Source organism: Leisingera sp. (assembly GCF_982940295.1).
In genome coordinates, this window is sequence record NZ_CEYXRG010000024.1 from 1 (window position 1) to 25,685 (window position 25,685).

Annotated in this window: 27 protein-coding genes and 1 pseudogene; 13 read left to right on the forward strand and 15 right to left on the reverse strand. The window is 60.0% G+C overall.

From position 1 onward, the window contains the following. The 3 genes from AC4HIX_RS17920 to AC4HIX_RS17930 all read left to right on the forward strand — a co-directional run. Positions 1-628: GIY-YIG nuclease family protein (locus AC4HIX_RS17920; protein WP_490399975.1), on the forward strand; the 628-nt coding region annotated here is incomplete at its 5' end. Between the two features lie 87 nt (positions 629-715). After that, positions 716-2,950 (forward strand): AAA family ATPase, encoded by a 2,235-nt coding sequence (locus tag AC4HIX_RS17925; RefSeq protein ID WP_051357807.1) that lies wholly within the window; start codon positions 716-718, stop codon positions 2,948-2,950. Between the two features lie 631 nt (positions 2,951-3,581). After that, positions 3,582-4,658, forward strand: a complete 1,077-nt coding sequence (locus AC4HIX_RS17930) for a tyrosine-type recombinase/integrase (protein ID WP_027236547.1) — start codon at positions 3,582-3,584, stop codon at positions 4,656-4,658. Positions 4,659-5,109: 451 nt separating this feature from the next. Here the strand turns inward: AC4HIX_RS17930 and AC4HIX_RS17935 are convergent, their stop codons facing one another. The 6 genes and pseudogenes from AC4HIX_RS17935 to AC4HIX_RS17960 form a co-directional block, all read right to left on the reverse strand. Next, positions 5,110-5,655 carry a c-type cytochrome gene (locus AC4HIX_RS17935; protein WP_082023082.1) on the reverse strand — a complete coding sequence of 182 codons (546 nt, stop codon included), beginning with the start codon at positions 5,653-5,655 and terminating at the stop codon, positions 5,110-5,112. Positions 5,656-5,693: 38 nt separating this feature from the next. Further along, the gene (locus AC4HIX_RS17940; RefSeq protein WP_027236546.1) at positions 5,694-6,161 is read right to left on the reverse strand and encodes a DUF411 domain-containing protein; all 468 of its coding nucleotides are present in this window, start codon (positions 6,159-6,161) and stop codon (positions 5,694-5,696) included. 74 nt (positions 6,162-6,235) lie between these two features. Continuing rightward, positions 6,236-6,403 (reverse strand): annotated as a pseudogene (locus tag AC4HIX_RS17945) (cation transporter); the annotation flags it as partial. Positions 6,404-6,560: 157 nt separating this feature from the next. Next, positions 6,561-7,985, reverse strand: a complete 1,425-nt coding sequence (merA, locus tag AC4HIX_RS17950; protein WP_027236545.1) for a mercury(II) reductase — start codon at positions 7,983-7,985, stop codon at positions 6,561-6,563. 321 nt (positions 7,986-8,306) lie between these two features. Next, positions 8,307-8,621 (reverse strand): cation transporter, encoded by a 315-nt coding sequence (locus AC4HIX_RS17955; protein ID WP_027236544.1) that lies wholly within the window; start codon positions 8,619-8,621, stop codon positions 8,307-8,309. Between the two features lie 12 nt (positions 8,622-8,633). Next, complete coding sequence (locus AC4HIX_RS17960; protein WP_027236543.1) at positions 8,634-9,026, reverse strand: mercuric transporter MerT family protein; 393 nt, start codon at positions 9,024-9,026, stop codon at positions 8,634-8,636. Between the two features lie 76 nt (positions 9,027-9,102). Here AC4HIX_RS17960 and AC4HIX_RS17965 point away from each other — a divergent pair, with 76 nt between their 5' ends. Further along, a complete protein-coding gene (locus tag AC4HIX_RS17965) occupies positions 9,103-9,516 on the forward strand; it encodes a MerR family transcriptional regulator (RefSeq protein WP_027236542.1) in 414 nt (137 codons plus the stop codon). After that, positions 9,462-9,839 (forward strand): YnfA family protein, encoded by a 378-nt coding sequence (locus tag AC4HIX_RS17970; protein WP_490399976.1) that lies wholly within the window; start codon positions 9,462-9,464, stop codon positions 9,837-9,839. Before AC4HIX_RS17965 ends, AC4HIX_RS17970 begins: the two co-directional genes overlap by 55 nt. A gap of 158 nt (positions 9,840-9,997) precedes the next feature. Here AC4HIX_RS17970 and phnE read toward each other — a convergent pair whose 3' ends face one another. The 4 genes from phnE to AC4HIX_RS17990 are packed head-to-tail and all read right to left on the reverse strand — an operon-like array spanning position 9,998 to position 14,101. Next, positions 9,998-10,741: a phosphonate ABC transporter, permease protein PhnE gene (gene phnE, locus AC4HIX_RS17975; protein WP_036797393.1), complete on the reverse strand. Its 744-nt coding sequence runs from the start codon at positions 10,739-10,741 to the stop codon at positions 9,998-10,000. Then, the gene (locus tag AC4HIX_RS17980; protein ID WP_027236539.1) at positions 10,741-11,511 is read right to left on the reverse strand and encodes a phosphonate ABC transporter ATP-binding protein; all 771 of its coding nucleotides are present in this window, start codon (positions 11,509-11,511) and stop codon (positions 10,741-10,743) included. Before AC4HIX_RS17980 ends, phnE begins: the two co-directional genes overlap by 1 nt. Then, positions 11,508-12,365 carry a phosphate/phosphite/phosphonate ABC transporter substrate-binding protein gene (locus tag AC4HIX_RS17985; RefSeq protein ID WP_027236538.1) on the reverse strand — a complete coding sequence of 286 codons (858 nt, stop codon included), beginning with the start codon at positions 12,363-12,365 and terminating at the stop codon, positions 11,508-11,510. The genes AC4HIX_RS17980 and AC4HIX_RS17985 overlap by 4 nt, the downstream gene beginning before the upstream one ends. After that, positions 12,365-14,101, reverse strand: coding sequence for a cytochrome c peroxidase (locus tag AC4HIX_RS17990; RefSeq protein WP_490399977.1), 1,737 nt, complete (start codon positions 14,099-14,101; stop codon positions 12,365-12,367). Before AC4HIX_RS17990 ends, AC4HIX_RS17985 begins: the two co-directional genes overlap by 1 nt. Before the next feature lie 226 nt (positions 14,102-14,327). Here AC4HIX_RS17990 and mntR point away from each other — a divergent pair, with 226 nt between their 5' ends. Continuing rightward, the gene (gene mntR / locus AC4HIX_RS17995) at positions 14,328-14,786 is read left to right on the forward strand and encodes a manganese-binding transcriptional regulator MntR (RefSeq protein ID WP_152612216.1); all 459 of its coding nucleotides are present in this window, start codon (positions 14,328-14,330) and stop codon (positions 14,784-14,786) included. Between the two features lie 297 nt (positions 14,787-15,083). On the opposite strand, the gene AC4HIX_RS18000 is transcribed toward mntR, so the two are convergent. From AC4HIX_RS18000 to AC4HIX_RS18010, 3 genes are all read right to left on the reverse strand, one after another. Continuing rightward, positions 15,084-16,001, reverse strand: coding sequence for a cation diffusion facilitator family transporter (locus tag AC4HIX_RS18000; protein WP_027236536.1), 918 nt, complete (start codon positions 15,999-16,001; stop codon positions 15,084-15,086). Beyond that, a complete protein-coding gene (locus tag AC4HIX_RS18005) occupies positions 15,991-16,761 on the reverse strand; it encodes a transglutaminase-like domain-containing protein (RefSeq protein WP_027236535.1) in 771 nt (256 codons plus the stop codon). Before AC4HIX_RS18005 ends, AC4HIX_RS18000 begins: the two co-directional genes overlap by 11 nt. A gap of 237 nt (positions 16,762-16,998) precedes the next feature. Beyond that, positions 16,999-17,427: a MerR family transcriptional regulator gene (locus AC4HIX_RS18010; RefSeq protein ID WP_027236534.1), complete on the reverse strand. Its 429-nt coding sequence runs from the start codon at positions 17,425-17,427 to the stop codon at positions 16,999-17,001. 174 nt (positions 17,428-17,601) lie between these two features. Here AC4HIX_RS18010 and AC4HIX_RS18015 point away from each other — a divergent pair, with 174 nt between their 5' ends. Genes AC4HIX_RS18015 through AC4HIX_RS18045 form a run of 7 tightly spaced genes read left to right on the forward strand, consistent with a single transcriptional unit; the run spans position 17,602 to position 22,222 of the window. Further along, a complete protein-coding gene (locus AC4HIX_RS18015; RefSeq protein ID WP_051357804.1) occupies positions 17,602-18,198 on the forward strand; it encodes an SCO family protein in 597 nt (198 codons plus the stop codon). Further along, positions 18,195-18,620: a disulfide bond formation protein B gene (locus AC4HIX_RS18020; RefSeq protein ID WP_027236532.1), complete on the forward strand. Its 426-nt coding sequence runs from the start codon at positions 18,195-18,197 to the stop codon at positions 18,618-18,620. Before AC4HIX_RS18015 ends, AC4HIX_RS18020 begins: the two co-directional genes overlap by 4 nt. Further along, a complete protein-coding gene (locus AC4HIX_RS18025; RefSeq protein ID WP_027236531.1) occupies positions 18,617-19,276 on the forward strand; it encodes a DsbA family protein in 660 nt (219 codons plus the stop codon). The genes AC4HIX_RS18020 and AC4HIX_RS18025 overlap by 4 nt, the downstream gene beginning before the upstream one ends. 27 nt (positions 19,277-19,303) lie before the next feature. After that, positions 19,304-19,768: a copper chaperone PCu(A)C gene (locus AC4HIX_RS18030; protein ID WP_027236530.1), complete on the forward strand. Its 465-nt coding sequence runs from the start codon at positions 19,304-19,306 to the stop codon at positions 19,766-19,768. Further along, the gene (locus AC4HIX_RS18035) at positions 19,768-20,394 is read left to right on the forward strand and encodes an SCO family protein (RefSeq protein WP_027236529.1); all 627 of its coding nucleotides are present in this window, start codon (positions 19,768-19,770) and stop codon (positions 20,392-20,394) included. Before AC4HIX_RS18030 ends, AC4HIX_RS18035 begins: the two co-directional genes overlap by 1 nt. Continuing rightward, positions 20,391-21,764: a M23 family metallopeptidase gene (locus AC4HIX_RS18040; RefSeq protein ID WP_027236528.1), complete on the forward strand. Its 1,374-nt coding sequence runs from the start codon at positions 20,391-20,393 to the stop codon at positions 21,762-21,764. The genes AC4HIX_RS18035 and AC4HIX_RS18040 overlap by 4 nt, the downstream gene beginning before the upstream one ends. Positions 21,765-21,766: 2 nt before the next feature. Then, positions 21,767-22,222, forward strand: a complete 456-nt coding sequence (locus AC4HIX_RS18045) for a DUF411 domain-containing protein (protein ID WP_027236527.1) — start codon at positions 21,767-21,769, stop codon at positions 22,220-22,222. Between the two features lie 223 nt (positions 22,223-22,445). On the opposite strand, the gene AC4HIX_RS18050 is transcribed toward AC4HIX_RS18045, so the two are convergent. Continuing rightward, positions 22,446-22,955, reverse strand: a complete 510-nt coding sequence (locus tag AC4HIX_RS18050) for a L,D-transpeptidase family protein (protein ID WP_035919395.1) — start codon at positions 22,953-22,955, stop codon at positions 22,446-22,448. A 63-nt stretch (positions 22,956-23,018) separates the two neighbouring features. Next, positions 23,019-25,370 carry a heavy metal translocating P-type ATPase gene (locus tag AC4HIX_RS18055; RefSeq protein ID WP_167332324.1) on the reverse strand — a complete coding sequence of 784 codons (2,352 nt, stop codon included), beginning with the start codon at positions 25,368-25,370 and terminating at the stop codon, positions 23,019-23,021. Between the last annotated feature and the right edge of the window lie 315 nt (positions 25,371-25,685).

Here is a 25,685-nt window from a genome sequence, read left to right on the forward strand (position 1 = left end):
CCACTATATCGCCCCCTGCGGCCATAACTTGCGCCGGCAATTTGAGATGGTGAAGCGGGCAGCCGAAGGCCTGTGCAGTGTACGGTGCGAGATTTGCCACGCTGAGAAAGAACAGGCTGAAGCAGAAGAACGGGGGTGGCACCTGATCGGAGAAGACACAGGTGGCAACCAGAACTACCGTCTGTACCGGCATGCGTCCTGCGGCCACGAACAAAGGATCGCCCGTGCCAACATGCAAACCAGCCGGTTTGCCTGCGGGCAATGCGGTGAGGACTGGCCTGCCGCACCAAGCTACCTCTACGCGATGCAATTCCGGCTGGCCTCCGGGTTGCGCCTCGTCAAGCTTGGCTTTTCACGGAACCCGGATTCCCGCCTGCGCCACCAGTTGCTGAAGCACCGTGACCTGGACGCGAAGATCCTGAAGACCGTTCCGATGGCAACCGGGCAGCTGGCCTTGCAGGCCGAGAAGCGGCTGCACGCGAAGCTGCAGGCGGGGTTTTCCGATCAAGTCGCACCGCCAGAGCTCTACAGTGACGCCCTGCGGGTCCGCAGCGAGGTCTATTTCGCCGATGCGGCCCAGGTGATCTTCGCGATGCTCGACGCCATCGAGGCAGAAGAAGACAGCTAAGCGCCCCCCTCCTCTTCAATTTCCAACATCTCCCGCCCGGTTTCACCGGGCGCCCGATCCCTTTTGCCTGTTCACAGGAGGCTTGCCATGAGCCAGCTCGATCTCTCCAAATCCGCACGCCCCGATTGGTGGCAGTTCGCCGAAGGCTGCGCCCGCCGCTATCATCTCTATTACCATGAGCTGCAGCAGGCGCGCCGCAAGACACTCAAAGAAGACGCGCCAGACGACAGTGCTGGCGCCGAGGAGCCCCTTGTGCCCCCTGCACCGGATCACCCCCATTCTTTGCTGCAACATCTGAGCGAGCAGCCGGACGCGCGGCATCTGCCGCCGGAACTCTGGGAAGCGCTGGAGCAGGAAGGTGCCGACCCATATGCCTGTGACAACACGGGCCGCTGGCTGCCGGACCCAGACCTGCCGGCAGACAAGCTGCTTCTGCTGCTGCGGATCGCCGCGGCCTTCGGCTCCCCGGCTGCAGTGGACGCGCAGCTTGCCCGTGGCGCCGTGCTGATCCTTCGCAACGTTCCTGCTTCCGGTTTTTCAAGCGTGGAAAACCTCCTTAACCACGCCCTGCTGCCGCCGGGCTGGCAGGCCTATGACGCCCGGCGCCAGGTGCAGCTGCCTCAGCGCGTGACCCTTGCTGTCCCCAGTGCCCGCGATGGTGCGATTGAACAGCAACACATTGATGAGCTGCGCGACCAAATCATCAAAGGCCTGGCGCACAGCCAGCCTTTGTGGATCTGCCTGCCGGATGAGATGGCCCTGCCGGCGCCGCTGGTGGCGGAGCACTGTCATCAGCTGGCATTGCCACAGGTGGACGCAGATTTTCTGATCGCCCTGTTGCGTCGGACCCACAGCCGCACGGGCCGCATTGATGAAGCCGCCGCCCGCGCCGCGCTGCCCCCGAGCGGCCAGCTGCAAGAACTCTCCACCCCCACACTCTCTTTCGCCCTGCGTGCGCCCACTGCCAAAAGGGTCGCGCAGCGCATCACACAAGCGCTTGCTGCCGCTGCGGCTTCACCGCCCGAAGCCCACGCCCCGAGGGAAGAGATCACAGGCATTGGCCCAGCATATGACACCGCCCGGCAACTGGTTGCTGACCTGCGCCTGTGGGCCGAAGGCGGCGTGGCCTGGAATGAGATCCCGCACTCCTTGCTGCTTTTTGGCAAGCCAGGCACCGGCAAAAGTTATCTGGCCAGGGCAATGGGAGGGAGCGCCGAGGTTAATTGCATCGAGACCAGCTGCGCTGAATGGCAGGCCAACGGTCACTTGGGTAACCTCCTGCTTGCGATGCGCAAAAGCTTCGATGAAGCGAAGAAGAATGTTCCCTGTATCCTTTTTTTGGATGAAATTGACGCGATCGGTTCCCGCGACAGCGTCGGCGACAACAGTGCCAGCTACAGGCGCCAGGTGGTCGCCGGGTTCCTTGAGCAGATGGACCGCGTCAGCCGGGAGGAAGGGATCATGGTCGTCGGTGCCTGCAACCACCCGGAGCACCTAGACCCCGCGGTGCTGAGAGCCGGGCGGTTTGACATCAAGATCGAGATGCCGCTGCCAAGCAAGGCGATGCTGCAGCACCTCATTGCTGAGCGGCTGCAGGACGCAGTCCAAGAGGGGGATCTGCAGCTGCTGGCGCGGGACAGCATCGGCAAGACCGCCGCCGACATCGACGCCGCGGTGCGCTCTGCCCGCAGTGAAGCCCGGCACAGCGGCTGCCCGCTCGATCTCCAGCTTCTACGCCGCCATCTGCAAGTCATGGAACTGAAGGAGAGCCATGACTTACTTTACCGCATCTGCGTCCATGAATGCGGCCATGCCATCGTCGCCTGGATCTTCGGCGAGGCGATCACACAGGTCCGGGTGGCTGCCGCAGGCGGAACAATCGAACGGGATGTTCCTCCGAATGCAGGTCTGCCGTCGGATTTCGACCGTCAGTTGTACGTCCACTTGTCCGGTCGGGCAGCGGAGCGGCTCATCTTTAATACTGTGTCCGCGGGCGCTGGCGGCAGTGCCACGTCCGACCTCGGGAAAGCAGCGCGGATGGTCCTGGCAATGGATTTTGAACTGGGTTTAGGCGCCTTCGGCAACAGCTGGTTTGGACCGCAGGATCACGCGCAATTGGCTGAACCCGACCGCAAACGCCTCCGTGAGAAACTCGACTACGCCGAGGACCACGCGCGCGCGCTGCTGTACCCCCATCAGCAGCTGCTGCAGGACATGGCTGCAGACTTGGTGCAGAAACGAGAGTTCGATGCCAAAGCGGTCCGGTCCTGGCTGCGCGACGTGCCGCGCAAAAATGGTCCGGAGCCGGTCCAGGACCAGTAGATGCGCCCGCCAACCAAGCCGCGCCGCCACCGGATTTGCACAAAGCTTATGCGCAAACTTCCGCGGTGCAGGCACCGGTTGACCCAAAATCCGGATAATTCCCTCCTGGAAAAACTTTGCCCAAAACCCCTGCCGGACAGTTCTTTGCCCAACGTCCCTGCCCGGCGCCCTCTGCAGAGGGAAAGTTCCGTATTTCTAGGCACTTATCCACATCTCTCGCCTCTACAGGTTCATAGCGCGGGTCGATCCAACCCAATCGAGCGCCGTAAACTGTCTCCATCAACGCACGCGGGCGGCCGCCGCCCGCCGGAGACAGGAGACCTCGGTCAATGGCACGGGACCGGAGAAGACATGCCAAAAGCCAGCAGGCGCCGGAAACACCCGGTCGCCCGGCCACAATCAACTGCCTGCTTGAGGATCATCCGATGCATGCACTGTCCGAGGAGCGTCTGCTGACCACAGAGGAAGCTATAGCCTATCTCGCCCGCTTCAAAATCTTCACCAGTCGCAGCGGGCTGGACTCCAAATTCAAAAGCGGCAGCCTCGCACGGGTTGAGGTGAGCGGACGAGTTCGCATCCTCTACCGTCCGCCGGATCTGCTAAACGCATTCTTTAAGGGGGAGGTTCAGAGATGCCCCTCATTCTCTTTCGGCGCAAAAACAGCCAAGGCAAACCCACCGGAAATTTCGTCATCCGGGGTACCCTCGCAGGACAAAGCATTTATGAGAGCACTGGAGTTAGCGACAAAAAAGCCGCAGAAATCATCCGTGTAAGACGGTCAGCCGAAATCATCGAGCGTGCGACACTTGGTAAGTCGGCAACCCTGACTTTTGCCGAGGCTGCGCTGACCTACATGGAAAGTGGTGGGGAAACCCGGTTCATCGGACCGCTGCTGATTCACTTCGGGGAAAAGACACGGCTGGCCGACGTCGACAATGACGCGGCGAACAAAGCGGCACGGGCGATCCTGATGCCCGACGCTGCACCCGCCACCATCAACCGGCAGATCATCACCCCCATCAGCGCCATCTACAATCTAGCCGCTGACGATGGCCATGTGACTCCGCGCCGCTTCCGCCGTCGCAAGGAGCCCCAGTCCAAAATCCGCTGGCTGACACCTGGCGAGGCCGAGGATCTACTGGAAGCAAGCGAGCCACACCTGCTCCCGATCGTGACATTCCTGCTTGGAACCGGCTGCCGCACCAGCGAGGCGCTGGGACTGCAATGTGAAAACCTTCACCTAGAAACCCGTCAAGCGCTCATTCCGACATCCAAGAATGGCGAGCTGAAAATGGCCGAATTTCCGGCGCGTGTGATGCGTCTGCTTGCTGCTTCAGGACTGCCGGAAACCGGGGCTGTTTTCCGCACGCCGAAGGGAAAGGCATACAAGCTCAGCACCGGCAGCGGCGGTCAGATTGAAGCTGCCTTCACCAAGGCGCGTGTTGCGGCCAAACTAGGCGGCGATGTGACACCGCACACGCTGCGGCATACCTTTGCCACATGGCACTATGCGATGAACAAGGACTTGCTTCTGCTGATGACGCGTGGCGGCTGGAAGAAACCAGATATGGCGCTCAAGTATGCCAAGCTGGCCCCCGCCGATCTGCCAGAAAAGCTTCTGGCGCACGGCTGGGACTTCCGTACACAGTTGCAGGCCGATCAGGGGCAGAAAGCCATTTTCGGGGCAAAGATCAGGGTGATAAAGTAGGTAGGATGCCGGGGTGAAAAAGTTGATTTGGTTAGCCTAGGCTCCGCATATACGCCATTTTTTAGCCATGAGCGCATTCACTTTCGCAGGCGGGGTGCGGCAAGCTGACCCCGCGCTCATCCGTCAGATTGCGTCAATTAGTGAAGGGTGACACATAGTTTTTTCACTAAGGCGCCACTAACCCCTCAATCTTTTTTTCAGCAGACTCCCCTCTCTCGCACCAGTCTTCATTATTAACTCATTGGTTTGCCATCGGAGCAAGCAGACGTTTATGCTGCGTGCGGCGAAATCGAGTTTCGAGCCCCTAACCTGCTGGTGCTGCGGCTTACAGGAATGTCTGTTTCCGTGTTTCCTACCAGAATGCCGCCTTGTCAGACTTTTATCTGCTGGAACTATCGTCACAGTATCGACAGCAAAAAATCTCTTCGAAGACCAGCAGATTGACGACAGATCAAGGGAAACCTGAGCGCATGTAGGCGATGATCTTCCAGATGTCTTCTTCACTCAGCGTTTGTTTAAAAGCTGGCATGTCTGTTCCGAAGCGTTCTCCACCCTCGGAGATAGCCCAAAGAAGATACTCATCTCCCGACATCGGCATCTGGATCAACCATCTCAGGAGGGCCGGAGAGGGAACGAGCGAGCGTCCGGCTTTACCATCTCCCAAACCCTTGGCGCCATGACACCTCGCGCAGTTTTCCGTGTAAAGTGCCTGACCCTCCGTAAGATTTCCGGGTGTCGCGCGAATGGTGCTTCGAGCCCCCCGATAGGCTGAAGGCACGCCCTCGTTCATGTATGTCCAGTGTCGCTGCATGCGCTGCTGCTGGCCAGGTCCCATGTTGCCATGCCCCCAACCAGGCATGCGTTCAGACCTCATGTGGCCCGGTCCCATTGGCCCATGACCCCACCAGTCTCCTGCTTGCTGTTGGGCACCGGCCACACCGGCAATAGCGATAGACAAAACGCCAAGGGCAAGAATGCGTAATCCACGCCGTGTCATCTTCTCCTCCTTACTGATTCCGCTCGATGAATGTCGCCTCAGGCCGCTTCGTAACTCGTGAACACCTCGGTGCTGCCGTCCTTAAGGATCAAGAATACGTCGTAGGCCTCACGACGATCTTCCGGCCCCATCCCAGGCGAACCGTAGGGCATCCCAGGAACAGCAAGTCCAATGGCGCTAGGTCGCTCCTCCAATAGACGACGAATGTCGGCAACCGGTACGTGCCCCTCGATCATGTAGCCATCGATCTCGCCTGTGTGGCAGGAGATCATTTTTTCGGGAATGCCGTTGTCCAATTTGTGGCGGACGAGCAGTGTTCCAAAGCTGCGCTCCTCGGTAACGCGAAAGCCTTCCTGCCGAAGGATATCGATCCAAGCACTGCAACAGCCGCAATTCGGATCCTTGAGAACATGGATGGAAGGTGTGTTTTGCGCAAACGTGGCAAATGGTGCTGTGCTGGCGAAGCCTGCGGCGTAAGTCAGTATTTGGCGGCGTTTCAGGTGCATAGTGAGAGTCCTCTGTACTTGCGACTCAGTTGAGCAAATTTCGCATCATTCGAGATAGGTTGTCTTGATCCTCGTCAAACATGCTGATGTTCTCCAACTTCCCGGCGCTCGGCGAGCGCTTGGCGCACGATCTGGAAAGCAGGGGAAAGAAACAACGTTGCCATGACCGCAGCAACAATCAGGTCAGGCCAACCGCTTGCCGTGCCCCAGACCCCCAAGGCCGCAAACATAACTGCCACGTTCTGGCGCCAAGCCCTGTCGCTACGGCAATCAAGCAAAACGAACTCGGGCTATGCTACCACCAAACCGGCGAGAAGCAGCAGACCGACCGTGATAAGCGACAGGCTGTCAATGTCTTGCAGGAGAGCTTCAATACCGGTCATCCGATGTGCTCCCAATTCACCCTGCGCAGCAGGAGAGCTGACCTACATCCATGTCAAAGGTCTGCGCTGCGAGTTTCAGCCCTTCTACGGTAGTGAGATAGGGAAATATCGTAGTTCCAAGTGACTTAGCGGTCATTCCGAATTTCAAGGCCATGGCCAGAGTCTGGACGCTGTCGGAGCCTTCCGGCGCCATGATAACACCTCCCAGAAGCTGGTCTGTCCTGGCATCGGCCACCAGTTTAATCAGGCCGCGCGTGTCCCGAGCCGCAAGCGCGCGCGGCACGTTGTCGAGCGTGAGAACGCTGGTTCTCACCTCATGGCCCGCCGCTTGCGCCTGCGCTTCGGTCAGGCCGGCGCCCGCCACCTGCGGGTCGGTGAATACAACCCAGGGCATCGCCGCATTATCGTAGGTCTCTTGACCGCCCAGAACTGCATTGCGGGCTGCCAGTTTCGCGCCATAGGCTGCCATGTAGACAAACTGATCGCGGTCCGTCACATCCCCGGCCGCATAGACGCCGGGGCGGCTGGATTGCATATCCACGCCGACAGCAATGGCCCCTCGCGCATCCGTTTCAACCCCCAGCTCCGCAAGGCCAAGTCCCTCGGTATTCGGGGTGCGCCCGGTTGTCAGGACGAGATAATCTGCCTCCAGATCCTGCACCGCACCGTCCTTTTGCACGTGCAGAACTGCTTCGCTGCCTTCACGGTGGCTACCCTCGTAGCTAACGCCTTCCAAAATCGTAATGCCTTCGTCGCGCAGGATTTCCGCCAGCGCTTCGGAGACCTCTGGCTCAGCCTGCGGCAGCAGGCGAGAGCGGCAGACAAGAGACACACTGACGCCCATCCGGGACATCATCTGCGCCAATTCAACGCCGATGAATCCGCCGCCCAGAAAAATCAAGCGTTCAGGCAAATGCTCCAATTCCAGCAGAGACGTGCTGTCCAGGGACGGCACAGTTTCAATTCCCGCGATGTCTGGCTGTGCTGGCCTCCCGCCGGTTGCGATGATCACCTTCGGCACCTGGATAAACCGGCCTCCTGCCTCGACACCGCCCGCAACCAGCCGCGCGGGGCCTTCTTCGATATAGGTGACACCCTCGTATCCTGGGAGCAAATCGGCATACTTCTTCTGCCTCAGCATAGCGACCAGATCATCCTTGGCCCCGGTTATCGCAGCCCAGTCTGTGACTTCTGCGCTGGCTTTCAGACCGCGAAAGCGATGCGCAGCCATCGCGCCATGCACCGCCTCGGCGGCACGGATCATCGTTTTCGAAGGCACACAACCCACATTCACACAGGTGCCGCCGATGGTGCCGTGCCCGATCAGCGCCACGCGTTTGCCGCCTTTGGCCGCAGTAATCGCGGCCGAGAAACCCGCCGATCCGGCCCCAATGACAGCAAGGTCATATTCTCCATTCGGCGTGCAGCAGTCGCTGTTCATTTTTTGATCCTTTTCAGGGCGCGCGCGGGCGCCGTTGTTTTGTGATTGGTTCATGCTCCGGCGAACTTTGCCGGGATCAGATTCAGCCCCAAAGGAGCACCATCCTAGTGGGGGCAGAAACAGCCGCAGCGCATCGAACGCCAGACCAATGCAAGAGCCGCAGCCGCCAGCCCAATGGCAATCATGCCGTACCCGGTCAGCCACCCGCCAACCGTTCCGACAAGCGCAGACAAAAGGACACGGCCGCCACAGCAGATTATCACCAGCGGTGCCGCCAGGATTGTCGCGGCGAGGCCTCCCATCAGACTGTCGCGCACAGGATCAGCCCTTCTCCATCGCCGGATAACCAGCATTTGCGGAGGCTGCCGAAATAGCTTCAGCGCTTGTTGCCGCGCTGTCAAAAACAACCGTGGCAGTCTTTGCTTCAAAATCCACGTCTACAGAGCGCACGCCACCCACCCCCGCCATGGCGTGCTTCACAGTCACCGGGCAGAGCGCGCAGGTCATATTTTCAACTGCGAAGGTTACAGTCTCCTCCGCTGCAACGCTTTGGGCGGCAGCGGGCAGCGCAAAGGAGGCGATGGACGCCATTCCGAGAAGGCCAAAGCCGAGAACCGCGGCGAGCATTTTTTTCATGAGATATTCCTTTCAATAGAAGAGCGGCGCCCACCAGGTGATGGTCAGAGCTGCCACAACAAGAACCAGCGAGATCCAGAGTGCGGTTTTGGTGATGCGTGCCGAAGAAGGCTTGGCGCAGTAGGAGCCAGGTTCGCAGGTGGCTGGCCTGCGGAAATAGACTTGCCGGAAGCCGGCGCCGATGAAGCCAAGCGCGATCAGAGCGAATACCGGCTTGTAGGGCTCAAGTGCGGTCAGGTTACCAATCCAGGCCCCCGAGATACCGAGCGTGAGCAAAACCAGCGGTCCGACGCAACAGGCGGACGCAAAAACCGCGCCAAGCAGACCGCCCGCGGCAAGCCAGCCTTTGCTGTTTCGGTTCACACCCGTGTCCGCTTCTCCGGTTTGCTTTTCAGCAATCCTCATATTTTTCTCCTCACGAATAGGGCTAGCACCTTGTGTAGGGCCTGTAGTAGCTACAGGGGCAAGGAGGTTATTTACGATGCCAGATCACAAAAACGCGACATCTCTCACTCGGGGGGAGCTGGCCAAGGCAACGGGCTGCAACCTTGAAACCATCCGATATTACGAGAAGACCGGCATGATGCCGGACCCGCCGCGCACGGCTGCGGGCCACCGCATCTACGGGCAGAGCCACATTCAGCGTCTGCGTTTCATCCTGCGGGCCCGCGAGCTCGGCTTTGCCATTGACGAAATTAAAGGGCTGCTTGGCCTCGTGGATGGCGGCACCCAGACTTGCGGCGAAGTGAAAGCCCTGACTGAACGCCATCTCAGCGATGTGCGCCGGAAAATTGAAGACCTTCGCAGGATCGAAAAAGTATTGGCCGCAACAGCAGGCCAATGTTCCGGCGAGGATGTCCCGGAGTGCCCGGTGCTGGAGGCGCTGGCATCTTGACCGGGACGTTTCTGATCTTTGCCCTGGCAGCCCTGGCGGAAATCGCCGGGTGCTTTGCCTTCTGGGCGTGGCTGCGCCTCGACCGTTCGCCGCTCTGGCTCGCGCCCGGCATCGCAAGCCTTGTGCTGTTCGCGTATCTTCTGACGCGCGCAGACAGCGCATTTGCCGGGCGGGCCTACGCCGCCTATGGCGGCGTCTATATCGCCAGTTCTATGTTCTGGATGTGGCTGGCCGAAGGCAATCGCCCCGACCGCTGGGATATAGCAGGAATGATGATATGCCTGATCGGTAGCGCTCTCATTTTGATGCCGTTGCGTAGTTAACGTCCGCCGGCAAGCAATCTTAGAAGAAGGCTGGAGCCCTTCTGTTTCCCTTGGCTCCAGCCTTCAGTTCGGAATCCCTTGCTACGCGCTGTGGAGGGGCGCCGGCCACTCAGCATTTCAGCCGCCTATAACCGTAGTCATAAACTGTAAGGATCCGCTCAGGAAAACCGCTTGTGCAGGGCGGAGTTGACCGCCTCCGACGCAAGCACAAGCACAACAATGGCCATGGTTACCGTCGCGGCCTTGTCATATTGGAACGAGCGCACGTAGGTCTGGACATAAAGCCCGATGCCGCCCGCACCGACAATGCCGAGGATTAGGCTTTCGCGCAGGTTCAGTTCGAAACGGAACACGGTGTCCCGCAGGATGACCGGCGCCATCTGAGGCCAAATCGCCCATCGCAGCTGCTGCGTGCGGCTGGCGCCAGCACTTTCCAGTGCTACCACCGGGGCGGCGGCCACATTGTCGATCGCTTCGGCATAGAATTTCGCCAGCATCCCCGTTGCATGGAAGGTGATGGCGAGGATCCCGGGCAAGGGCCCAAGCCCCACCGCACCAACCATGAGCATCGCCACCAGGATCAGCGGAATGGAGCGGATCATCGCCAGAAGGCCGCGCACCGGGCGCCAAACGGATGACGGCACTAGGGTCTCGGCTGCGAGAACTGCCAGCCCAGCGGACAGGATGACCGCAAAGAAAGTACCGAGGATGGCAATCCGCAGGGTTTCTGCCAGACCCCGCATGACTTCGCGCCAGATCGACAGGTCCGGCGGCATCATCCGCCCGAGGAATTCGCCCAGGCGAGGCCCTGCACCGGGAAGCTTGTCCAGCCCCATTTCTGCGCTTGTGGCGGACCAAAGGACGGCCGCCGCCAGCACGATCCAAGTCAGCACCTGGCTCATCAACTGACCACGCGCAGCCCGGCGCCGGGAACCGTGCCGTGGTAAAGTTCGGCGATGTCGTCGCTGGTCACCTGAGCGGAGGGTTTGTCGAACTGCACTGCGCCGGCTCGCAGCCCCACAATCCGGTCGGCAAAGCGGCGCGCCAGTTCTGGCTGGTGCGAACTGAAGACGACTCCGATGCCGCGTTTGTCAGCTGCGCCTGTGATCAGGCCGAGGATCCGTTCCGCATGGGCGGGGTCAAGGTTGCTCACCGGTTCGTCGGCAAGGATCAGCCTGGGATCCTGCGCCAGGCAACGGGCAATTGCCACCCGCTGCCGCTGACCGCCTGAAAGCTGGTCCGCCCTACGCCGGGCCAGATCGGAGAGACCGGTATCTTCGAGCGCGGCAGCTGTTTTGAGGTGGTCCTGCTCGCCAAACCGCCCCCAAAGGGAGGGCCAGATGCGCATCCGGGAAAGCCGCCCGTTCATCACATTCTGATAGACAGTCAGCCGGTCAACCAGTGCAAATTCCTGAAAGATGAACCCGGCACCGGTGCGCAGCTCACGCGGCGGAGCCTGCGTTGCCGAAAGCGGCACCCCCAGAACCTCGGCCTCGCCGCGCCAGCCGCGCAGGCGGCCGTCGAGCAGTGCGAGCAGGGTGGATTTCCCGGCGCCCGACGGGCCAAGCAGGGCCACACGTTCACCCGGTGCGGCGCTGAGCGACACTTCGCACAGCGCCGCGGCGCCGCCGAAGTGGTGCGACACTGCATTCAGGGTGAAAGCTGCTGTCATTTCAGGTACCCGTAGCGCCGTGCCGTCTCGCGCACGCCTTCGTAAACGTCCCGGTCCACCGCGATGTAGCCGTCCGGCCCATAGAGATACGCCAGCAGGTGGCGGTTGCCTGGCTCATTGAGCTGCAACATGGTTTCGATGAACTTGGCCTGCACGCCCTTGTCCAGGCCGGGCCGTGCAACAACCGCATGGCTTGGGATCTGTTCGCTTTCGGCCAGGACTTTGACTTCTGCCTGCTGATCCGGCGTCAGCAGAAGATCGGCATACTGGCTGGCGCCGGCGGCATCCACAAGCCCATTCGCCATGGCCTGCATCGCCTGCTGATAGCCCCCGGCAAAGAACTTCCGGCCAAAGAAATTGTCCGCATCGGCGGCATCGGCGATAAGCCCCTCGCGCACGAACAGATCAAGCGGGTATAGATAGCCGGACTCCGATACCGGATCGGCAAAGGCAATGTCACGCCCTTTGAGGTCGGCCAGCGTCTCGATGCCGCTGTCCTTGCGGACAAACACGCGACCCGCATAGCTCGGCTGCCCGCGGTAGACCTCGGACAGCAGTGGCACGGCACCAATCTGATCCTCGGCCAGAACATAAGGCAGAGCGCCCATGAAAGATATGTCTGCATCGCCGTTGCGCAGCGCCTCGACGGCGGCGGCATGGTCGAAGGTCACAAACCCTGTCACCGGCATTCCCATGCGTTCGGACAGCCAGCCGGTGACCGCCTTTATGTCGCCCAGCAGCTTTTCGGGGTTTTCTTGCGGAATGAAGGCCAGTTTCAGCTCCTCACCCGCTGCCAAGGCTGGCGCGGCGAGGAATGCGGCCGATACGGCCAGAAAATTGCGGCGCGACAGCATCAGAACATCCTCTCGTCAATATCGGCTTGCATCGCTTTGAACAGGTCCCACTGGCGGCCTGCCTCCTCCCAATCGCCTTTGGCGCTTGCATCGCCGACAGCCCGCAGGATGGCCGCGAACTCATAGATCTCCGGCTTGGAGTTTTGATTAACCATGACACTCGCATCTGCCGCCAGATCAGGGGCGACCGTATCCACCAGAAGGGCGATGTTTTCGGCATCGCGCATCGGCAGCAGCGTATCCAGGGTGCTTGCGAAAGTGGTCAGTTCTTCCCAGGACAAGCGGAACACGCTGTCGCGGCCTTCAAACGCCTGATAGGGTTCCTCACCATCTCCGACAGCCTCGAGATAGGCGGTCAGATCGGCACGCTGTGCCTCATCCAGCCCCAGAACTTTGCTTTCGTCGAACCAGTCCACAACGCTGGCCAGCGTTGGCAGCGACCCGTCGTGCATATAGGGCGCGGTGAAGTTGATATTGCGCAAGGTGGGCGTTTCAAAGTGGATTGGCGTACCGCCCGGGAAGGGGGGCTCGGCAGTGCCGATGTCGTATGTGAGACCATCGCGGAAGTTACGCTCGGGCGTGTGGCACGAGGCGCAGGAGCGGTCTCCCAGTCCGGCGAAATCGGTGTTGAACAGCTTCTCCCCGCGCTTGGCAGCTTCCGAGGCCAAATTCGTCAGCCTGCCCGCCCTGTCGATTTTCGGATTCGGAAGAAAGTCGAACTGCTTGACATAGGCCTCCAGCGCGTCCAGCTGGAAGGGTGTCGGCTCATCGCCTGCGAACTCGGTCACGATCACATTGCGGATGAACCGCCGCAGGCTGGGCTCGCGCCCATCGCGCCCGTAAGGCGCAGTAAAGCGGATGCCCCGCATTGAAGGCGTGTCCAGATGGTCGTCTACCCGGTCATTGAACATCGGGTTGAAGAAGGAGCCGTCCACATCCATGCCGCCCGCGTATTTTGACAGTCCGGGGATGAAGAAGTCCCGGTTCACATCCGAACGGTTGTGGCAGGTGGAACAGGCAATACCCAGTTCGCGAGCCGGGCCGCCAAAAATTTCCGGGCTGTCGAACAGCATGTCGCCATAGGCAACCAGCGGCAGGTTCGCCTCATCCTCGCCAGCTTCTTCAAATTGCAGCACCAGCCGGGGCAATTCCTGCTGATCGGCGATATTCGACCCCGGCGGCAAGGTTGCAGGCAGCGACACCGGCGTTCCCGAGCGCACTGCGCTTTCGGGGACCGGGGTCAGCGTTTCGCGTTCCGCATAGGCGGCAGGCAAATAATTTTCTGTCAGATAGGTTTCGAGCGTTGCACGTGCTGCGGCAAAGCTCTCTGCATCGGTCTCTTGCGCTCCATGGCCAAGCACGCCAGCAGTGCCAAGCGAGGAGTTCAGGGCGAGCCATGCCCGCCCCAGATCGCGCGCGGCATTCGCATCCGCCGCCTTGATGCCGTCCTCGAACGCCCGGAACAGCGCTTCGGCATTGGCAACCTCATGTGCTGCGTAGGGCTGTCCAAGCGCAGTCTCTGCCGCTGCCAAGTGACGCAGGATACCCTGGGCCACGGCTGCCGTGGCCGCCTCGAACAGCGCCTGGCGGTCATGCGATGCAAGAGCCGCGCTGATTGCGCGGGCCTCATCCGGGCTCACCCGCGACATGGCATCTTCAGACAATGCGCTGCCCGGTGCCGGTGCGGTCCAGCTGTTTTCGATTTTTTCCCAGGGAACCGGGGTCAGGTTCCCCATGAACAGTGTCAGGCGGTAAGCGGCAGAGCGCGGCGCCCATGGGGCTTGCTCAATCGCTGTGGCCCCGGCGGCCACCGGCAAAAGGCCGACTAATGCCGCTGAAATGAGGTTTTTCATGGTCGAACCTACAAAAGTTAGCTTTGGCTAAATTGTGTAGTTTCTTCTATGCCGTTGTCAACCCGCCTTGTTGCAGGCATACAGGGAGGCCAAAATGACATGCGATCTTATGAGCGACATGACCGAAACAGATGAAAACGCCCTCAATCGAAGCCCAGATGAACAGGCAAGCGGTTTTGAGGCCGTACGCACGGCTCATCAAAGCGAGATGGTCGAAGATTATGTCGAGCTGATTGCCGAGTTGATTCACATGAACGGCGCAGCGCGGCCTGTTGAAATCGCCGAGCGTCTAGGCGTGACCCAGCCCACGGTCTCCAAGAACCTGAACCGCCTGAAACGGGAAGGGCTGATTCTGCAGGAGCCCTACCGTTCGATCCGCCTGACGGAAGAAGGCCGCCAGCTGGCCGAAGCCTGCCGCAAACGGCACAGAATCGTTGTGGATTTCCTTGTGGCTCTTGGCGTGTCGCAAGAGGTGGCCGAATATGATGCCGAAGGGATCGAGCACCACGTCAGCGAAGAAACCTTATCTGTATTCCACGCGTTTACCAGTGAACGGACAAAAAGCTGAGCTATTTTTGGCGCTATTGACTGGGGCGGCTAGAAAGCCCACAAAATTCCCGATGAGATCGTGCTGCCCATGACGAGTGCGGCTAATTTAGGCGGGCTTTCAGCACAGCAATACAGCTGCCCGCGCGATTGCCTTCCGGTTTTACCCCTATCAATCTGCAGGCTGGAAGCATCCGTGAGTGATTTATTGCCGGGAGACGAGGAGATCTATTGTCTACCGGCAAGAGGCATCCAATCTTCCTCGGCATGAGACGCTTTCCAAGGCTTCCGCTGGAACCGGTGTGCCTTGCATCGACTGTCATGAACCATGTCCAAACAACTCCGCGCCGGTGTGCATGTTGGCGGATGCCTCAAACTCCAGAACGGAATAGCGGATGCCATAGTGTTTTGCGAGAGACGATTTGATATCCGACTTGATCTGCTCAGCATTGGCAAGGCATCCCTCTTCGACTACCACATGGCAATCGAGCGCGACCTCGTGTTCCTGCATTTGCCAAAGATGCACGTGATGAACATCGGCAACACCGTCCACGCTCCGGATCACTTCCACGACCCCCTTGCCGTCTATGTCCGGCGGGCTGCCCAGCATCAGCGTCCGGATTGGGCGGCCGATCTCGGTCACAGCGAGGTAGAGAATGTAAAGCGCGATACCAATTGTGATCGCAGGATCAACCCACTTCATGTCATAGAGAATGATGAGCGAGCCACCGATAATCACGGCGACTGAAGCCAGCGCATCAGAAAGGTTGTGCAGGAAGAGTGCTCGAATGTTAACACTGCCTTTCTGCATCGAGTAAGTGAGAAATGCGGTTAACGTGTCCACCACCAGCGCAATGCCGCCGAGGATTACGACAGTCCAGCCCGCAACCTCGGGGGGGTCGATCATCCGCATGCCCCCCTCGTAGATGAGATAGACACCAACCAGTATGAGCGTTGTGTAGTTGACCAGCGCAGCGACAATCTCGATCCGGCCGTAGCCGAAAGTCATACGCTCGTCGGCGGGCCGCCGGGCGATCTTGCGCGCGGCAAACGCGATGAGGAGAGATGCCATATCTGAAAAGTTGTGCAGCGCGTCCGCGATCAAAGCGAGGCTGCCCGCGAAAATTCCGCCGACGACTTGAGCGATGGTCAGAAGGGCATTCGCCCAGATCGCGATGGAAATCCGACGGTCTCCAGAAGCAGGATCGATATGAGCATGGCCATGATCATGCGGCATCTTGGTTTTTCTCGTGGCGGTGGTTCACTAGGCCCAGTCCCGGGATGTGCGGCACGTGCCCGGACCGTATTGCGCGGACACGAGCATTCATCCAGTGGCGGATAACTTTGCGATAGAGCCAGTCACGCAAAATTCCGAACGCCTGCCGGTGGTCCCGGTAGAATTCGTCCGGTGTGCCGAAAGTTCCAAAATCCCGGACAATACCAGTTTTCTGAATGTAAGTGTCTCCACCTGTCCAATCGACTGGTGGCGCGCTCAAACAATTGGTTCCGGCACCATAGCCGCATAGGCTTTCGGTACCGGAAAAGGCGGCCTGGAGCGTCCCTAAGAATGCCTCGTCAAGGATGAAACCCTCGAGATTGACCCAGCCTTCCTCTGTCTCGGCCTCCACCCATGAATGCAAGATCTCGTCTGGAGCAATTGGATAAACGATCTCTGGTACCACGCCCCGCTGCAGCGCCTTGTGGATCGTGAAGCCATGCAGCCGGCACCGCACACCCACTCCGCGTAAAAGCGCCATGAGCAGTGTGCCCTTGGTGTTGCACTGGCCGTAGCCGTCGGTGAGAACCCTGGAGGCTGGGATGTCATCCGCGTGGTTGTAACCAAAGGCAATCTCGTTGCGGACGAAGCCGTACACCGCGCCGATTTGCTCATGCTGGGCCAGTTCCTTCCACCCGCGGTTCGTTATTAGCCTGGCAATTGACGGATGGTCAAAGTCCAATAGCCTCGTAGGCTTAAGAAGCGGATCTGCCGGATACACTGCATTTCTCCTCGAATCTTGCAAGAAGGGGTGTAACCGCTACAGTAACTGTAGCTTCAAGCCCTAATCCTGCAATCGCTATCCAGGATTGTCAGGATCACTTGCCTTTAAGCTGTTATGTGGTCCACTCCTTTTGCAGGCTGTGAGCCTCCAGACTTCGTGCTCGCAGCGGCTGCCTTCGAAAGAAGGCATGTCAGTGCTTAAATGCACAACGCCCCGGATAGTTGAGAGCTGCACTCATGCGCCGATTTCGTCGTGCTCCGTCAGACATTCGGCATGATCACGGAGCACCTCAAGGACCCGGCAATCAGATGTCTTGCCGCCACTGCATTCATGCACCATTCGTTCAAGCTCAGTGCGCAGCGCCTCAAGTCTGGCGATCCGCTGATACACCTGCTTCAACTGCCGCCGTGCTATAGCATCGGCTTCGTCGCAGGACCGTTCCGGATGGTCGCTCAGATCGAGTAGTTCCCGGATTGCATCCAGAGAAAAGCCGAGCTGGCGCGCGTGACGGATGAAGGATAGGCGATCAAGCTCGGCTTCACCATAGCGCCGCTGACCGCCTTCGGTCCTGCCTGGTTCGGGCATCAGGCCAATCTGTTCATAGTAGCGGATGGTCTGGACTTTGGTGCCAGTCTTCTTTCCCAAACTGCCAATCGTGAGCATACGCACCCCCAGGACGCTACAGTTCTGGTAGGTTTAATTGGGTCTGGCACTGGCCACAACTCAATTCACAGACACGCGACAAAGTCCCTCTCCTGAAAAAAACGGTTGAACCTCTAGTAGCTGCAGGGTGTAGACGCGCAAAAAATACGTGGAATCAGAAACGGGCTGCTTGCTTTGAAGCTTAAACTCCTTCGGAAAATTCTTTGGGCGCTGGCGGCTGTTGCGCTAATTTGGCTTTTGCTTTGGGCGGATTATCGTGCGGATCAGGCACGTGAGACGCAGTCGGCTTTCCGTGCGGCCTTCGAACTCACGGACCATCAAGGAATAACACGGACGCAGGAAGACTTCGCCGGGCGGTGGATGCTAGTCTTTTTTGGCTTCGCGAACTGCCCCGATGTCTGCCCGACGACTCTCGCTGAGGTCGCCGCTGTGATGGAAGGTCTAGGTCCGGACGCCGGGCGGATTCAGCCGCTCTTCATCTCGATCGATCCCGAGCGCGATACACCAATGACGCTTGCAGATTTCGTACCGCGCTTCGAGGCCGGCATCATCGGTCTCACGGGGACCCCGGACCAGATCGACCGGACAGCGAAGAGCTTTCACATCTTTTACGAAAAAATCGAGGAGGCTGCGGCCCCCGGCGGTTACACTATGGGGCATTCCTCGCAGCTGTTCCTTTTCGATCCTGAAGGTGGCTATGTCACGGCGTGGCCCTATGGCACGCCAGCAGAAGAGATCGTATCCAGTCTGAGAGAGCAGATTTCCTTATGACATTCAGGCTATCATCCGACACGTCGCTCGCAGCCGCATGGATCGTTGCACTAGTTTCCTCACTGTCTGTTTTGTTCATTGGCGAGGTTCTGGGGCAGACGCCTTGTGTCCTCTGCTGGTTTCAACGGGCATTCATGTTCCCGCTGGCGGTTGTGCTGGGTTGCGGGCTCTGGTGGCGGGACAGGAGGGCCGGCCGCTACGGTGTCGCGCTTTCTCTCGCCGGCGGAGCCATCGCATTGTGGCATCTCGGCCTTTTCTGGGGGCTCATTCCCGAACGCATCCAGCCCTGTACTGCGGCAGGTCCGTCCTGCACTGACCAAGGCCAGCTTGTCCTCAGCGTGCCAATCCCGCTGCTCTCGTTCCTGGCCTTTGCCCTCACCGCTGCCCTGTCAGCCGCTTCTTTGAAGGAAAATACCGAATGAACCGCCGCTCATTGATCCTTTCCGTTTCTGCTCTCGCAGTTGCGGCCTTTTCTGGCGCCTCTTGGTATGCAACGCGATCAGAGCCCATTGGGGAGGCCTCTTCAGTCACCCCGGAGATTGCCGACGCTTTGATCCGGCCCTATTCGCCGGTTCTCGGCCCCGAGGGTGCGACCGTGACGATCGTGGAGTTCTTCGATCCTGCGTGCGAAGCCTGCCGCGCATTTTACCCGGTCGTGAAGGATATTATGGCCGAGCATGGCGATACAGTGCGTGTGGTGATCCGCTACACACCGTTTCACGGGGAAGCTTCGGAAGAAGCGATCCAGGTCCTCGAAGCTGCGCGCATGCAGGGGGTCTTTGAGGAAGTTCTGGAAGCGATACTGCGGGATCAGCCCCGCTGGGCGTCCCACGGTGCGCCCGAGCCCGGCCTCATCCTCAATATCGCTGCGGTCGCAGGTCTCGACGCAGAAGCCGCGCGGACGCAAATGCGCCTGCCGGATATTGTAGGCATCCTCAATCAGGACCGTGCCGATGTCGAAGCCGTGGGTGTGCGCCAGACGCCGACCTTCTTTGTGAACGGCAAGCCGCTCGCTACTTTCGGCGAGGCAGAATTGCGCGCGCTGGTCGCAGCCGAAGTCGCGGCAACCAATAGCTGAGTGACAATCTGAAAGGAAACTGGCGAAATGAAACCGGTACTTCATGCTGCCCTTGCAGCACTTGTGCTGCCACTCGGCGCCGCCTCCGCCGCGCTGGCCGGTTCCGGCCAAGTGAGCATCGAGAATGCCTGGTCGCGGGCATCTATCGGCACCAGCCGTCCCGGAGCTGCCTACATGGAGATAGTGAACGAAGGCGATGAGCCGGTCACACTGACAGGTATCAAGACTGATATTGCCATGATGCCTGAAATTCATCGGAGTTCGACGAACGAACAAGGCGTCAGTTCAATGGCTCCCGCGGGTGACGTGTCTATTGCGGCAGGAGAGACCGTCGCGCTGGAGCCCGGCGGTCTGCATGCCATGCTGATGAAACTTCAGCGCCCGATGAAGGAAGGGGAGACTTTTCCGCTTTCGCTTGTTTTTTCGGACGGTGGCTGGGTAACGGTCAACGTGCCGGTTCTTGGCATCGCAGCGCGCGGCCCGGGAAACTGATGCGGCGGCGTTCAGCTCTCGGATATGGCGCGGCGGCATTTGGTGCGATTGGCCTGACACTCTTGCTGGGCTGGTGGCGTGTAGACGGCCCCGGCGCACCAGAGCCCATGGACCAGCGGCCCTTGCCGCTTACGGCGATGGACTTCCGCCTGACTGACCACAAAGGGCAGCCAGTCGGCCCTGATACGCTTGTCGGGCGCCCGTCGATGATATTCTTCGGCTTCACCTACTGTCCTGACGTCTGCCCCACGACGCTCTCGGACATCTCAAGCTGGCTGGACATGATGGGCGAGGACGCCGAGCGGCTGAACACCATCTTTATCACGGTAGATCCCGAGCGCGACACTGTCGACGCTATGGCAGAGTATGTCGGCTACTTCCATTCGGCGATCCGCGGCTGGACCGGTCCAGAAGCGCAGATCAAGCGTGCAATCGAGGGCCTTCGCGCGACCTATGAGAAGGTTACTGGCGAAGATGGGAGATACACGATGAACCATACGGCGAAGGTCTTTCTGTTCGATGCCGAGGGACGCTTCGTCAGCACTATCGACTACCACGAACCGAGAGAATTCGCAGTTCCGAAAATCCGACGCGCGATGAAAGTTAGACTGGAGGGAGCAACATGAGGTTGAGGTGCCTGATGGCCGGGCTGGCGGTAACGAGCGGGATTTCGGCGGCGGTCGCAATGGTCGCCACATCCTACTCAACTACGCCTGTTCAGCCGACCCTAGCCGAGGCTGGCGTTTGGGAACCTGCGCCTCTCACACCGCCTCGGTTTGTGGAAGGCCCCTCTTACAGGCTTGCCCGCACGCGGCCTGGAAGTGCGCCGGACTTTCGTCCGCCGTTCCTTCCGGCCGTGGTAAGGAACGATGCTCCGCTGACTGCCATAGAACCGCCACTCATCACATGGTCACGCGAAATAGCTCCGGGCGAGACGCTTGATGCGGTTCTGGCCGAGGCCGGGCTTGCCGCCACAGACCGCGCAGAGATCGCCCTTGCGATTGACGCAGAATACGATCTCCGCCGACTGCGCCCCGGTCACGCAATCACTGTCATATCCACGACAGATGGAAGCCCTCGCAATGTGACCCTTGTTGTCGAAGAGGGCATACGGATCGAGGCATTATTTGGAGAGCAGCTCGCCACCCGGGTTGTGGCCCCTGAACCCGAAATCGTGACCCTTGCTGGCGAGACCAGGATCGAAACCTCGATCTTCGGGGCACTGGACGATGCCGGGATACCAGCCCGGTTCGCCGTCGATCTGGCGCAAATGCTGGGCGGCACAGTGGATTTCCGGCGCGAACTGAGCGGCGGCGAGACGCTGCGCCTTCTCTGGCGCGAGGCGCGGGTTGCGAACAAGGCTGTCCGCCAGCCCGAAATTTCGTTCGCTGCATTGGACCTTGGAGACGCTCTCTATGAAATCGCCTGGCCAGAGGATGGAACCGGCAAGGCTACAATCTATCTCGACGGCGAAGTGCTGCGTGTCTTTTCCCAGCCAGTAGAGGGCGCGCGGCTAACTTCCGTCTTCGGCCGCCGCAAGCACCCGGTCTTTGGCAATGTCCGCATGCACACTGGTGTGGACTTTGCTGCAGCGCGTGGAACGCCTGTCCGCGCCACTGCGCCCGGAAGTATTGCGTTTATTGGATGGCGCGGTGGCTATGGCCGTGTTGTCGAGATTGCCCATGGTGCGGACACACTGACCCGATATGCTCATCTCAGCGCCGTGCCCGAAGGCCTTGCTGAGGGTCAACGCGTGTCGGCCGGGGATACCATTGGCCGGATCGGCGCGACGGGCACTGCGACCGGCCCCAATCTGCATTACGAGGTGCGCGTAGACGGCCGGCCCACTGACCCGCTCTCCGATGACCGGCTCGCCGAGGCCACCAGGCGTGCAACACCGGACACAGCGGCGCTTACACGCCTGAGGGCGGCACGCGCCAGGCTGGAGGAGCAGCTTGCCAGCGTGATCGCCGAGAACCCCAATGAAAGGCTTTGACCATGAAACGACCGATCGCCGCCCTGGCATGTGCTCTTGCCCTGCTCCCCGCCGCACAGGTGCTGGCCCAATCGACGCCCATTGAGGTTAAAAAGACCAATGGCTGCGGTTGCTGCCTCGCTTGGATGGAACATCTGGGGGAAAGCGTGTTTGTTCCAAGCGGAAAAAACATGTTCGCAGGGCTGCTCGTGCGGTTCAAACTCGACAACGGTGTGCCGCAGCGCATGGTTTCTTGCCACACAGGTCTCACCGAGGGTTACGTAATTGAGGGGCATGTGCCCGCGGCCGACATTCGCAGGCTCCTTGCCGAGCGTCCCGACGCAGTGGGTCTTGCCGTACCCGGCATGCCGCTCGGATCGCCTGGTATGGATCAGGGCAGCTGGCGAGAGGCTTACGATGTGTTCCTTATCAACAATGACGGCTCGACCGAAGTCTACGCCAGTTACCCCGGCAACTGATCAGCACGATTGCACGCGGGCTGAGAACGGAGCTGTATTCCTCTGTTCGCCTGGCCGTTCAGGCTACCTTGCAACCAAATCACTTGATGATCACAGACCGGTTTCGTTTCTACGGACGGAGTATACCGATGCCTGCGAGGTGATCGTGATGGTGTTTGCAATCTCGGCCTTCAATGCCGCAATTCAAGCACCATTTGCGTGACTGCCCGCCGTCGAGCGCGGTCTATGCATATATTTCGATGGGCGTCCCGTCCCGCACCATTGCATAGACCTCTTCGATCTGGCGGTCGGACACAGAGATACAGCCTGCGGTCCAGTCGCGTTTGTTCATTGGGTCAATGCCCCGTCGCGGCCCGCCATGGATGAAGATGTCACCACCCGGAGATTTGTCTTGCGCCGCTGCAAATGCGATGTCCGCCTCGTTTGGATAAGAGATGCCGATGGAGAGGTGGAACAGACTGTCAGGATTGCGCCGGTCAATGAGGTAGGCGCCTTCGGGTGTTCGTCCATCCCCCTCAAATTGCTTATGACCTTCCGGTGCAAACCCCAGCCCGACCGGGTAGGTGCGCAAAACACCCTCAGCGCCATCCAGAACAAGCAAACGTTCTGATTTGTAGAGCCGCAAACGGGTAACTTCGGGCCCGGTATAACTACGGAACTTGCTTGCACAGCCGGATAGGAGGACGGCAATGCCGCCCAGTAGAATTCTGCGTCTCGGGATTCTGTTGATCATCGCTGCTCGGTGCCATTATTGACGGCTTGTTACCACAACCCTAGTTGAAGGGCCGGCACCAAATCAATGACCATGTGCCAAAGCGCCCTTCGCCATTTGTTCACCTGCTGGCTCGCCGCCTTCCGGCGGCGACTTGTGGCGGCCGTCCGCGTTCAGAAGCCGCAGCGCATTGGCCACCACCAGCAACGACACACCCGCGTCCGCAGCAATGGCCCCCCACATCGAGGCCATTCCGAATGCAGTCGCCACGACAAAGGCGGTTTTCGTCGCTAACGAAAGGCCGATATTCTGGCGGATGATGCTCATCGTGCGGCGCGAATGGGCAATCAGCCACGGCACCTTGGCGATGTCATCTGTCATCAGCGCGATGTCCGCCGTCTCGATGGCCGCGTCCGAGCCTACGGCGCCCATGGCGATGCCGTAATGCGCCCGCGCCATGGCGGGGGCATCGTTTACGCCGTCCCCAATCATGGCAACAACCGAATGGCTGTCCACCAGTTCCTCGATGGCGGTTACCTTGTCTTCTGGCAGCAGTTCAGCGCGAACCTCGTCGATACCGACTTCGGCTGCTACCGCGCGCGCCGTGCGCTCGTTGTCGCCAGTTAGCATGACAACGGTGTTGACACCCTGTGCGTGCAATCGAGAGACGATGCCTTTGGCGTCAGGCCTGATCCGGTCGCGCAGTTCAAGAACGCCCAACACGCCCGTCTCGTCGCCCAACGCGACCAGCGTCGCCCCCGCCCCTTCGATCCGGTCCCGCAACTCATCAGGAATGGCATCCCCAAAACCTTTCTCCGCGGCGAACCGGTCAGAACCAAGCCAGACGGGCCGGTCACCCATGCGACCTTCGAGCCCTCGCCCCGGCACCGTGCGGGTATCCTCCGCAGCGGCTACTGAAACGGCGTCCCGCCCGGCGCGCTCGAGGATAGCGCGCGCTAGCGGGTGCGAGGAGCGCATCTCCAGCGAAGACGCCAGCGCAAGCAGGTCCCGCGCCTCCACCATTCCAAGCGGATGGATTGCCGCAACCTCCGGTCGGCCCTCGGTGATCGTTCCGGTCTTGTCCAAGGCCAGCGCCGTCGTGCGGCCAGGTGCCTCGACATAGGCGCCGCCCTTGATCAGCACGCCCGCCCGCGCCGAAGAGGCCAGCGCCGCAACGATCGAGACAGGCGTCGAAATCACCAGCGCACAGGGGCAGGCGATGACCAGGAGCACCAGAGCATTGTAGAACCAGAAGCCCCATGCGCCGCCAGCAAGTGGCGGAAGAACCGCGAGAGCGATTGCCAGTGCCATGACTACCGGCGTGTATATCCGCGCGAACTTCGCCACCCACTGTTCCACAGGAGCGCGGCGGGAATGCGCGTCGCCAACCATGCGTATGATTTTCGAAAGCACTGTGTCCGATGCCTTCTTCGTTGCCCGCACAGTAAGAGTGCCTTCACCGTTGATGGTGCCGGCATAGACTTCGTCGCCCGGTTCCTTTGGCACCAGAGCGCTTTCACCGGTAATGGGGGCCTGATCAACAGCACCCGCTCCCCCTACGACTTCACCGTCAAGCGGAATGCGGTCGCCGCCGCGCACAATGAATTTTGCATTTACAGCTACCGCGGACGCTGGAACCTCCGCTTCCGATCCATCGTCATAAAGCACCCTTGCCGTGGGGGGCGCGAGGTCCAGCAGCGCCGAAACTGCGTTCCTCGCCCGGCCGACACTCCAGTTTTCGAGATAAAGCGAAAGCGAGAAGAAAAAGGCGACCGTCGCGGCCTCGAAGAATTCGCCAAGGCCGATGGCGCCGGCCACGGCGACGACCATCAGGAGGTTCATGTCGGGCGAGAACCGCCGCGCTGAGGACCACGCCTTGGGAGCGACGAGCCAGACGCCAAAGAGGATCGCAACCGCGAAGAGTCCGGCTTCGGCCATCGGCATCGGTCCCTCCCCATGACCAGCGAACAGCCCTATAGCCCCGCTCATACCGGTCTCGACGATGTGGTAGAGGAAACCTGCTGCCCAAAATCCGCCACTCAACGCGGTGAAGCGCCATTGACGTGCCAGATGCGCTGCCTGATCCTTCGCTGCGTTCTTGACGTCCCAGGGCTTCGCACTCATCCCGGTACTAGCGACCAACTTGGTGACCTCGGAGTCGGATAGTGCTATTGCGGTATCAAGGATCGTCATGCGTCCGTTGATCACGTCAAACGCCAGGTGCTCGGTTCCGCCCACACTCGGACCCACGGCCCGGTTCAGAATTGCCACCTCTTCGGCGCAATCGAGTCCGGAGACCTGGAAACTGCGCCCGTTAGCAGGGGGCGGGCCTGCCGGACCAATGTCCCCGCAGGTTGAAGCACCGCCGCAGCAGGCAGATTCATGATCCTGCGTGCAGGTGCTATTGTCATCGTTACGGCGGGTTTCGAGCGGCATAGGCGGACCTTCAGATTCGACGAGATCCTTCGAACCTAATTCCTACAGCACCTAGAGCTTCAAGTGGTCAAACGCGTTTTTTCGCTAGACGCTCAAATGCGCCGTAAATGCGAGGGTCCGACCTCTGGCTTGTGGCGAAACATACCGTATGCCAGATTGCCGACGGGAAACAAAAAAGCAAACGGCAGAGGTTCAGATGCAGAAACGAAATGCGGCAATCGTGGCCACAATGCTAATTCTGGCAGGATGTTCTTCCTCTACTAGTGTCTCCGGCAACGCCGCAACGCGGGTCGGAAACGTGCCTGACGCCGTCGT

Excerpts from the sequence above, each read along its gene's own strand:
- AC4HIX_RS17960 (WP_027236543.1), bottom strand. The coding sequence starts at position 9,026 with ATGAGGATTGCTGAAAAGCAAACCGGAGAAGCGGACACGGGTGTGAAC.
- AC4HIX_RS18035 (WP_027236529.1), top strand. The coding sequence starts at position 19,768 with ATGCGGCGGCGTTCAGCTCTCGGATATGGCGCGGCGGCATTTGGTGCG.
- AC4HIX_RS17930 (WP_027236547.1), top strand. The coding sequence starts at position 3,582 with ATGCCCCTCATTCTCTTTCGGCGCAAAAACAGCCAAGGCAAACCCACC.
- AC4HIX_RS17980 (WP_027236539.1), bottom strand. The coding sequence starts at position 11,511 with ATGACAGCAGCTTTCACCCTGAATGCAGTGTCGCACCACTTCGGCGGC.
- AC4HIX_RS18030 (WP_027236530.1), top strand. The coding sequence starts at position 19,304 with ATGAAACCGGTACTTCATGCTGCCCTTGCAGCACTTGTGCTGCCACTC.
- AC4HIX_RS18025 (WP_027236531.1), top strand. The coding sequence starts at position 18,617 with ATGAACCGCCGCTCATTGATCCTTTCCGTTTCTGCTCTCGCAGTTGCG.
- AC4HIX_RS18010 (WP_027236534.1), bottom strand. The coding sequence starts at position 17,427 with ATGCTCACGATTGGCAGTTTGGGAAAGAAGACTGGCACCAAAGTCCAG.
- AC4HIX_RS17965 (WP_027236542.1), top strand. The coding sequence starts at position 9,103 with ATGCCAGATCACAAAAACGCGACATCTCTCACTCGGGGGGAGCTGGCC.
- AC4HIX_RS17955 (WP_027236544.1), bottom strand. The coding sequence starts at position 8,621 with ATGAAAAAAATGCTCGCCGCGGTTCTCGGCTTTGGCCTTCTCGGAATG.
- AC4HIX_RS18050 (WP_035919395.1), bottom strand. The coding sequence starts at position 22,955 with ATGATCAACAGAATCCCGAGACGCAGAATTCTACTGGGCGGCATTGCC.
- AC4HIX_RS18020 (WP_027236532.1), top strand. The coding sequence starts at position 18,195 with ATGACATTCAGGCTATCATCCGACACGTCGCTCGCAGCCGCATGGATC.
- AC4HIX_RS17925 (WP_051357807.1), top strand. The coding sequence starts at position 716 with ATGAGCCAGCTCGATCTCTCCAAATCCGCACGCCCCGATTGGTGGCAG.
- AC4HIX_RS17940 (WP_027236546.1), bottom strand. The coding sequence starts at position 6,161 with ATGCACCTGAAACGCCGCCAAATACTGACTTACGCCGCAGGCTTCGCC.
- AC4HIX_RS17990 (WP_490399977.1), bottom strand. The coding sequence starts at position 14,101 with ATGGGGAACCTGACCCCGGTTCCCTGGGAAAAAATCGAAAACAGCTGG.
- AC4HIX_RS18000 (WP_027236536.1), bottom strand. The coding sequence starts at position 16,001 with ATGCCGCATGATCATGGCCATGCTCATATCGATCCTGCTTCTGGAGAC.
- AC4HIX_RS17970 (WP_490399976.1), top strand. The coding sequence starts at position 9,462 with ATGTTCCGGCGAGGATGTCCCGGAGTGCCCGGTGCTGGAGGCGCTGGC.
- AC4HIX_RS18045 (WP_027236527.1), top strand. The coding sequence starts at position 21,767 with ATGAAACGACCGATCGCCGCCCTGGCATGTGCTCTTGCCCTGCTCCCC.
- AC4HIX_RS17935 (WP_082023082.1), bottom strand. The coding sequence starts at position 5,655 with ATGACACGGCGTGGATTACGCATTCTTGCCCTTGGCGTTTTGTCTATC.
- AC4HIX_RS18040 (WP_027236528.1), top strand. The coding sequence starts at position 20,391 with ATGAGGTTGAGGTGCCTGATGGCCGGGCTGGCGGTAACGAGCGGGATT.
- merA (WP_027236545.1), bottom strand. The coding sequence starts at position 7,985 with ATGAACAGCGACTGCTGCACGCCGAATGGAGAATATGACCTTGCTGTC.
- phnE (WP_036797393.1), bottom strand. The coding sequence starts at position 10,741 with ATGAGCCAGGTGCTGACTTGGATCGTGCTGGCGGCGGCCGTCCTTTGG.
- AC4HIX_RS18055 (WP_167332324.1), bottom strand. The coding sequence starts at position 25,370 with ATGCCGCTCGAAACCCGCCGTAACGATGACAATAGCACCTGCACGCAG.
- AC4HIX_RS17985 (WP_027236538.1), bottom strand. The coding sequence starts at position 12,365 with ATGCTGTCGCGCCGCAATTTTCTGGCCGTATCGGCCGCATTCCTCGCC.
- mntR (WP_152612216.1), top strand. The coding sequence starts at position 14,328 with ATGAGCGACATGACCGAAACAGATGAAAACGCCCTCAATCGAAGCCCA.